The organism is Hymenobacter humi (assembly GCF_042665855.1).
GTDB classification, from domain to species: domain Bacteria; phylum Bacteroidota; class Bacteroidia; order Cytophagales; family Hymenobacteraceae; genus Hymenobacter; species Hymenobacter humi.
The window spans coordinates 60,131-68,253 of record NZ_JBHTEK010000002.1; the positions used below are offsets into that span (position 1 = coordinate 60,131).

At 49.8% G+C, this 8,123-nt stretch carries 9 protein-coding genes; 5 read left to right on the forward strand and 4 right to left on the reverse strand.

Annotated elements, in window-relative coordinates; genetic code table 11:
• The first annotated feature begins 340 nt into the window (after nucleotides 1-340).
• A complete protein-coding gene (locus ACFQT0_RS26450; RefSeq protein WP_380206216.1) occupies nucleotides 341-778 on the forward strand; it encodes a hypothetical protein in 438 nt (145 codons plus the stop codon).
• Between the two features lie 1,422 nt (nucleotides 779-2,200).
• Here ACFQT0_RS26450 and ACFQT0_RS26455 read toward each other — a convergent pair.
• Both ACFQT0_RS26455 and ACFQT0_RS26460 read right to left on the reverse strand, forming a co-directional pair.
• Nucleotides 2,201-2,881, reverse strand: coding sequence for a recombinase family protein (locus ACFQT0_RS26455; RefSeq protein WP_380206237.1), 681 nt, complete (start codon nucleotides 2,879-2,881; stop codon nucleotides 2,201-2,203).
• 251 nt (nucleotides 2,882-3,132) lie between these two features.
• Nucleotides 3,133-3,498, reverse strand: coding sequence for a hypothetical protein (locus ACFQT0_RS26460; protein WP_380206218.1), 366 nt, complete (start codon nucleotides 3,496-3,498; stop codon nucleotides 3,133-3,135).
• 503 nt (nucleotides 3,499-4,001) lie between these two features.
• Here ACFQT0_RS26460 and ACFQT0_RS26465 point away from each other — a divergent pair.
• The 4 genes from ACFQT0_RS26465 to ACFQT0_RS26480 all read left to right on the forward strand — a co-directional run bounded on the left by ACFQT0_RS26465 (nucleotide 4,002) and on the right by ACFQT0_RS26480 (nucleotide 6,923).
• Nucleotides 4,002-4,535: a hypothetical protein gene (locus ACFQT0_RS26465; RefSeq protein WP_380206219.1), complete on the forward strand. Its 534-nt coding sequence runs from the start codon at nucleotides 4,002-4,004 to the stop codon at nucleotides 4,533-4,535.
• Between the two features lie 32 nt (nucleotides 4,536-4,567).
• On the forward strand, nucleotides 4,568-5,503 hold the full coding sequence (locus ACFQT0_RS26470; RefSeq protein ID WP_380206238.1) for a hypothetical protein: 936 nt from the start codon (nucleotides 4,568-4,570) through the stop codon (nucleotides 5,501-5,503).
• 32 nt (nucleotides 5,504-5,535) lie between these two features.
• Nucleotides 5,536-6,009: a hypothetical protein gene (locus tag ACFQT0_RS26475; protein WP_380206239.1), complete on the forward strand. Its 474-nt coding sequence runs from the start codon at nucleotides 5,536-5,538 to the stop codon at nucleotides 6,007-6,009.
• A 95-nt stretch (nucleotides 6,010-6,104) separates the two neighbouring features.
• Nucleotides 6,105-6,923 (forward strand): T9SS type A sorting domain-containing protein, encoded by an 819-nt coding sequence (locus tag ACFQT0_RS26480; protein WP_380206240.1) that lies wholly within the window; start codon nucleotides 6,105-6,107, stop codon nucleotides 6,921-6,923.
• A gap of 212 nt (nucleotides 6,924-7,135) precedes the next feature.
• Here the strand turns inward: ACFQT0_RS26480 and ACFQT0_RS26485 are convergent, their stop codons facing one another.
• On the reverse strand, nucleotides 7,136-7,510 hold the full coding sequence (locus tag ACFQT0_RS26485; protein WP_380206223.1) for a hypothetical protein: 375 nt from the start codon (nucleotides 7,508-7,510) through the stop codon (nucleotides 7,136-7,138).
• A 413-nt stretch (nucleotides 7,511-7,923) separates the two neighbouring features.
• On the reverse strand, nucleotides 7,924-8,123 hold a 200-nt coding region (locus ACFQT0_RS26490; protein WP_380206241.1), incomplete at its 5' end, for a hypothetical protein.

Sequence of the window (8,123 nt, forward strand, 5' to 3'; positions counted from 1 at the left end):
ACGTAATGGCTGTATTACGCTAATGTTTTTCGTGCTTTCTACTCATTATCCATGCCGCCCCGTAAAGTCCGATCCGACATCAAAATCGGTAATTTAGAAAAAAGGCTAGGCCTTGACAAAGGGGCTATTCGCAATCCGGACGGGACAGATGCCCGGAGCGACAAAAAGCTGGGTACCCTGCGAGCAGAATACCAACGCCTGTACGGTGGTCCGGCCGTACGCGCGGGCAGCACGGGCTTGCCCAAGAAAGCGGCCACACCAAAGAAGGTTGCTGCCCCTAAAAAAGTGGCCGCTCCAGCCCGCAAACCTACTTCCCGCAAGAAATAGCTGTGTTGGCTACATGAAGAATCGCCGTAAGACCATTCACCGCACAAAACCCGCGGATTACGATTATAACGTTTTTATCAACTGCCCCTTTGATGAGGATTTTAAAGAGCTGTTCCGGGCGATGGTGTTTACCATCCACGCCTGTGGTTTTGCTGCGCAGTGCGCTTTAGAGGACAATAATCAGACTAATCGCCTACAACGCATCATGGACCTCATCGGCGAATGCCGCTTCGGCATCCACGACCTCTCGCGCATCGACATTGGCAAGATGCCTCGCAACAACATGCCCCTGGAATTGGGCCTGTTCATGGGCTGCCGCCAGTTTGGGCATGCGCATGACCAGCTAAAAGAATATCTCGTTCTTGACAGCGACCCTCACCGGTACAAACAACACATTACCGACCTGGGCGGCGAGGACCCCGGAGTCACAACAACAACCCGGCGCTTATAATCGCCTGCGTCCGCGACTGGCTCCGGCCGTATGCAAAGCAGCAGGATGGCCGACTTATTCCGAGCGCGTCTTTATTAGCCGAACGCTATTTGCTGTTCCAAGCGGAGGCACCTGCCCTCTGTGCTGAATACCAATTAGTATTCAGAGAACTTGAATTTCCAGAATATCAACCCATCGTGGTGGAGTGGATGCGAAGGGGCCAAGCTAAACTTAAAGCTCTTCAAGACCTCAGTAAGATCACTTTGCAAGCAGCATAAACCTCCACATTTTGCTTATTAGCAGGCCCCTGTAGCGGTCTCTATAAAGTGATAATAGGCTTTGCCTAGCCCCTAAGCAACAATCCTAGTGTAGACCAAATGCACTTTGTTTATGATACGCAACCGGACACGAACTACCGATTTTCGCATATGGCTTCAATCGGTTGGGCTGGAAGGATTTGAGGTCTACGCGTTGCAGTAAGCAGTGGAAAACCTGACAACTGAAGGGCCTTTCACCTTTAGGCCTAAGCGCAACGTTGAACACAGCGTGCGCGTGGTAACCACTCCTGCGGGTGATCTAAAACTGGATTTAAGCACTGAGGAGGCCCGCAAAGCTTTCCTGAAGCATCTGTAAAAGGAGTACATGAACGGAATGGATGCCGATGCGTGGTTGTCGATTCAAAAAGAGACAGGCGCGGTGTAGTTAAATCCACATCCTTAAACCGAGTGCGTTAGCTTTAAGGGCTTACCATACGATAACACTTCCAGATTATGAATACGTCGCCGCAGCCGAGTCCCATCCGTTTAGGAGCGCATTTTCACATTTCTGCCACTGAGCCGCACCTTTACGAGAACCCGTATTTTCCAGCACTAGGGCCGGACAGGTCGCTTTGTAACCCTACGCAAAGTTCAACAGGGTTAACGAGGCTTTATGACGCCGTTGATGCTGAAACGCTACGCGGGGAGCGCCAAACCGAATTCCTCGACACCCTAGTTAGCTGCTCGGCATGCATCAGTGCTTACCAAAGTCGATTCCAAGCACCGCACCTTTAAAAGACCTGGGCTTATTAACGGGCATAAGCATTCACAAAAACAGTAACTTTCTAAATCGTTGTATCTTGTCGGCGTTGAGTACCTGAGCGCGTTTCCAGCCTAGCGGCGAAACAGGTGGTTTGGTAGTCAGGAACAACCCTCAGTCGGGCCTGATTATGCGGCTGCCCAGTAAAAGACCAGAACGCCCGCCGTGTATCCATGGTGGGCGTTGCTGTATACAAAAACGGTGGTTATGGCAACAAGTGAGTGGATGTTGCCGCCCGAAGATGACAGGAAATATTCAGGGCCTAAGGCATTTTTACCCTCTCGCTGCCATAAAAAGGCCTTTATGGATTATTTGAGTAACACTAGTAACATCGGTAATACTGCTTTAACGGACCTTCTTAGTGTGCTACGCAGTGAGCTTATGTTGGACCGGCAATAACCGCTGGACAGTGGTGGGATGGAACGTCCGGCCGCGGCGGGTGCGGTAGCCGGCTTGGTTCAGCTCATCGGCGACCTGTTGCAAGGTGTACCCCTGGCTGCGCAGCAGCCCCGCGAGCCGGGCAGCCTGCCGGTTGGCTTGGTGTTCGCGGGCATTGGCTTGCATCGCGGCCTGGCCCTGGGCGATGACCGCCGGCGTGAAATTGGCCGGGCTCCCCAATGTGACGCCCCGCGCCTTCTTGGCCGCCAGTGCCTCCTTCGTGCGTTTGGAGATGGTTTCGCGCTCGTGCTGGGCGATGACGGCGAACAACCCCACCGTGAGGGTATTTGCGTCGGGCATGTCGCAGCAGACGAAATCTACGCCCGAATCACGGAGGGCAAAGATGAAACCCGCATTCCGCGACAACCGGTCCAGTTTGGCAATGAGCAGCGTTGCGCCTACCCGTCGGGCCTCGGCGATGGCGGCCAGCAGGCGCGGCCGTTGGTTCTTTTTACCGCTCTCGATTTCCACGAATTCAATTCCGAGTTGGGCCGCGTCCGGCACGAAGGCCCGCACGGCGGCCCGCTGCGCGTCAAGGCCTAAACCGGAACTGCCCTGCTTTTGGGTGGAGACGCGATAATAAGGAGTGTAACGGCGCGCCGGGGACATCAAATCAGAACAAGAGGGAAGAAAACGCCCCAAAGCTACGCCTTTTACATGTTGTAAACGTTCGTTTGCAACATGTAAAACTAGGTATAAGGCACCAATCTTAGGGTCTCCTACAGGTCATTAGCAAAAACTAGGGAAGCCTTTTCACTGTCCTGCCTTACACTTTGGCCTTTTAGTGACATTGGGGGATGAAATGACTTTAAGGCTACATCCAGTGCTCGCCTAATTCGCTAAATCATCAGAAAGAGTCTCTATTGAACACGTTGCCTCAGCAAATAACTGGTTGTCGAATGGACTACCCCGGTGGTGGTACTCACATCTGATGGAACCGTATTGACACCGATGCATTCCCAGCCGCGTTTGCTCATATAATTCAATGCAGCCATCATGGAGCTCATTCTGCGAACAATGGCATCGTCCTGCGCAAGTTGTGTGTCGTTCACCGGAGGGGACGCTTCTTGGCCATATTCTAAATGAACGCCCGCAAAATCACTATCCCTTCCTGTTATAAGGCAATGGCGATAAACTGAAACTAAAGGAGCGACAGACGTAGTCTGAGCAAGCGTTGGCGCAGCGGTTAACCCTAGCAATGAAAAGCAAAAAAGATACTTGAGCATGGTAGAAAATTGAAAAGTGGCAATACTCAAATCTAACCTTTTTATCCATTATCCAATACGCACCGCCGCTAGCTTGTGCTTAAAGACATGCCCAAGCTTCACCAGGTTTCGTGGCCAAAAAGTGTTGTGCAGGAAACTATAGAGGTTAAACAATATATTAATTTTCATATAATTTTAAAAACTACAATATTTTCTTGTGAATTTAAAAATATGGACAGTATATTTACAATATAAATAAGTATATATACTAACTTGTCTACCCCAAGTAAGAAATGCTTAAAATCCGTTCAAGGCTGGGGTTACTTTCCGCAATGACTGGCTTCGGCCTAACTATAAGCAGTTGTCAAAGCACTCCTGACCCTGCTCCGTGTACGAAGGTGACCCCTCCTACGGCGGCGTTTACCATTCAGGAGGAAATTGGAGTTGCGAGTATGCAACTTATTGGGCGGTACGAAGTGGATACAGTTGGTGCGTCCAACACAATCCCTATCTTATTCACGGCCTTGGATAGCGTCGATGTAACCTACGAGTGGACCGTCGGGGCCGACCCGAGAGTATATAGAAGCCGCACAATTCGTCTCTTCTTTGAAAACCCTGTGGGGCCTGTCACCGTCCGGCTCAAAGTTAACACGGGCACTGCCACGGGTTGTGCCGCAGTTGACGGCAAAGAGGTTATGGGTCAAAAGACCTTAGTGGTACTACCTGCCAAAGAAGCTCCTGTTTTTGGGGATTATGAGGGCTATTCCTTATCTGACCCCAGCCGAAAGTACACCATACAAATTCGGAATAACAGCCTCTTAAACCTGCCAGAAGGGTGTACCTATAACCTTAGGGATGAATTAAAAATAGGGTCAACTGCCCTGTTTGCTTACAGCGGCACCTTTGATCCGGCGTACGGTGCCGGCTCGTTGGAAGGTAAGGCAGTACTGGACCGCAAGGACAAGCGGGCAATAGTCGTTGAATACAGTTACAGCGACCCCAAAAAGGCAGTGCCGGGAACTCGCCTACGCGACAAATTCATCGGGCGCAGAAAATAGCCATTTCTATTTCTTACTTTTTTCACAATAAAATGAAACAGCTCTACTCGCTTTTTCTTGCCTCGGTGTGCCTATTGGCATCCCACATGTCAAGGGCTCAGCTTTGCCAAGACAACATTAACACGGTTACCACTCAGTGGAATTCGCCGGCTAGCAACAACACGTGGAATTGGACCGCCCAGTTCTTTACGGATGCTTACATTAAAAACCGGCCTCAACCCACTACCATAGCGTCTCCCTTCTATTCGCCAAATAGCACGCTCCAAAACCAAAACATCATTTTTCTTCAAAATGCAGCCGTTAAAGACTGCCAACCTATAGATGGTTGGGAACTGTTAGTCAAAGATTTAGGCAGTGGAGTCGCTTTGCCCGCCACGGCAGTGACTAATCCATTTTTTGCGCTTTACAACCGTTATACGGCAACCATTAGGGTCTTTTTTCTGGTGACCGACCCTATTACTGCGACCAATAATGGCGCCACCGTATCCTTGCAATTTGAAAAAACGGGACAGCGAGCAAGTGCTTTGCTGGCGCATGCCGAATCCATCATGCCAGCAGTGGACCGCTTTACAAAGGACATTTCCATGCGGGTTCCTAACCGCTACACGAATGAATCCGACTTCTGGATGTTTGCGGATTTTCCCGTTGCTTACGACCCCTGCACGTGCATGTTTTCCTCCCGCCTGCGCTTCACTTTTGAATTAATCCAAAGCACAGACGCTAACCTCGCTATTAAACTAGATGGAACGGGATACATAAAACAGGTCATCAAAAGCAACGCGGGTGTAAACGTTAACGGATCAGACTTCCCCGTTTTCAATTGGGTGAATGGCCTTATTTCATCGGGAACAAAAGGCTATAACACCTACGCTAACTTTGCAAGTGGAGCAGCGGCAATTAATGGTTTTAACAACTCCCTTAATCCTGGAGCAGCGCAGCTGACCTTAATGCATTTACAAACATCATGAGGTTGGGAAATAGTATCCCATACTTAGGTGGGATGATGGGCATATTTGACTTTCTACTTGCAGGGGGAAGGTCGGAGTCTAAATCAGCTGCCCCAATGGCATTTGAGGCAAACCTTAAGTTCGACTTAACAGGTTCTGCTTCCGGTAAATTAGACTTGTCTATTCCTCGAGGTGACCGGATTTTGAAAACCCCAGGCTCACTCAGCGATGGAACCGCTGCCGTACCCAATTATGACAACGTATTGGGATTGATTGCGCTTTTGGAAACGCCTAAAATTGAGTATGTTGTTTATGCAAATGCTCGTACAAATGGCGTCTTAAGCGTGGAAACCGCGAATCCCTCGTACGATCCCAACTGTAACCTCGGCTATGACGAATATGGGTATCCCCTATGTGCACCTGAAACGGTTACTAGCAGCATAGGACTTTACGATGACCGAGTCAAACAGTATCGATTGGTTAACGATTTAAAATATGCCGTCAACCCTGCAGCGGGTTACAACTGACTGACTTAAAGGCAGCACTAGTCGTTGAAAATGCAAGCACTGGGTTGGGTACGTTTGCTGCCACCTTTGGTGACCCGAGTCTATTAAATAATACAGTGCCGGACTATTACAACAGAATAGGGTATGAAAAAGAAACAGACAAACGCTTTCGGACCCCATTTTTACCCCTTGGTTGCTTAGGTAGCACCAGCATTGCAGTAGCGCAAAACCACAGTCAAGGCTTTGATTATGTGGAGCCTAAACTTTATTTGAAAGTAAAAGCAATTTTCACCCGGGTCAACGCCCCAGCTAATACCCAACCAATCATCTATTTGGCTACTTACAAGGTCGACGTGTCGCGTTCGCCAAATGACCCAGGTAACCTTCAGTTTGACCAATTTTATGTTCAAGACTGCCCGGATCCGAATAATTCATACAGCTATGGTGACCGCTACTACTACCAAGCAAAAGGTGGGTTTAACTTGCCGTACTTTCCGGTGACCCAAGCAGGCATTGCGGGCGCAACTAATCCAAACTATCCGGCAGGATGCTCACGCCAAGTAGCGGTGCAGACATCAGCGCAGATACAACAGTTTTGCACCAACCCCAATACGTACAATCCGGTGATGTTAGCCCGGCCCGGTAAAACTGCGGGATTAACCAATCCAAGTACCCCCATTCAACTTACGTGCATGCCCAATCCAGCGTCGGGGATAAGTAAGATCTCCTACACTTTGAACAAAGAGGCGACAGTGAGTATCGAACTTATGGACATCATGGGCCGCAGCGTTCAAAAACTTCTCAATACACAATCACAATCAGCAGGTGTGCACGAAGTACAATTCGATGCTATCAAATTACCTCAGGGGTTGTACCACTGTGTACTGCAAACAGGTGAACAACGCAAGTCGATCAAAATTGAGATAGCGAGATAAAATGCCATGATTCATGGCAAACTTCAGCCATTGAGCTGTCGGAGAAGTTATCGCATTTTGCTAATTATCCGATTATGAAGATGCTACTAGTGTACCGTGTACGGTTTTCTGTACGCGGTACACTATATGATTTTAGGGCTTGTGCTTACATGAGTCAGCTGTTTTGTAGCGTTTTTCAGGAGCTTCCATGCGGCTAGCAATTACTCATATATTTAATACCTGTAGCTGCAATTGGTAAGCTTCTGCTTCTTGATCCTCACCGTGCTGTCTGCCACGGCTCCACAACTTTTGATGCTCTCCTCATAACGCGTGCACTGCTGGCAATCCTCGGCCCCAAACGGCGGCTTTTTGAAGTATTGCCACATTCTACGGTTCAAGGAATTTTTATACGTCACACGCTGGCTGGAGCGATACGCTAAGCGCAGGTTCCCGAGGTGGTCGCTGACGGTGTACTCGCGGGTCGTGACGGTGCTGACCTGCCCGGCGGGGTCGCGCACGTACTGGCGCAGCACGCGGCCGGCGGCGTGGGCGAAGAAGCGCAGCGAGTCGGCCTCGTACTGGAAGCCGCCGAGGTAGTCGGTGCGCACCGGGGCTTCCCGCTTTGGTAGACGAGCTTGGCGACTTTCTGCCCGTCGGCGGCGTAGCGGAACACCACGCTGTCGGCCCCGCTGCCGAACTTGACCTGCCGGGGCAGGTTCAGGTGGTTGTACAAAATGCGCGTGATCCCATTATTCTTATCCTGAGTCAGGTTGCCGTTGGCGTCGTACTCGTACTCCTGGCCCAGCTTCACCTCCTTCCTAGAAGTCCCCGGCCCGCGAGGCCGGGGCTCCTGGGATCGCATGGGGCTTAATATATCACAGGCCTTTTGATATATATTATCAAACAGGAATGCCCTTAATGTGGCCTCCGCGAGCAAGTGAACATATTGTTCAACTAGGATATAGTCGCTGTTGAAGGCGAGCAGGCGAAGGTAATCCTTGGGTGCGCATGCAAACTTAGTTTAAGGGTGTGATGATAGAAATCTGAGTTTTGCCAGTTCTTTTTCAAAAACACCCATATCGGTTGGGTCTTTACCACGATCGATTCCACGAAGCCATTTTTGCTCCGCTTTCTGATAAAGTTTAAAACCCTCATCTGTCAAATCTGAACGCATCAAGCAAGATTCATCATTAATAATCTCTTCAGGCTCGAGAACTGTTC

Coding starts and splice junctions, on each gene's coding strand:
- ACFQT0_RS26450 (WP_380206216.1), top strand. CDS start 341: ATGAAGAATCGCCGTAAGACCATTCACCGCACAAAACCCGCGGATTAC.
- ACFQT0_RS26455 (WP_380206237.1), bottom strand. CDS start 2,881: ATGTCCCCGGCGCGCCGTTACACTCCTTATTATCGCGTCTCCACCCAA.
- ACFQT0_RS26460 (WP_380206218.1), bottom strand. CDS start 3,498: ATGCTCAAGTATCTTTTTTGCTTTTCATTGCTAGGGTTAACCGCTGCG.
- ACFQT0_RS26470 (WP_380206238.1), top strand. CDS start 4,568: ATGAAACAGCTCTACTCGCTTTTTCTTGCCTCGGTGTGCCTATTGGCA.
- ACFQT0_RS26475 (WP_380206239.1), top strand. CDS start 5,536: ATGATGGGCATATTTGACTTTCTACTTGCAGGGGGAAGGTCGGAGTCT.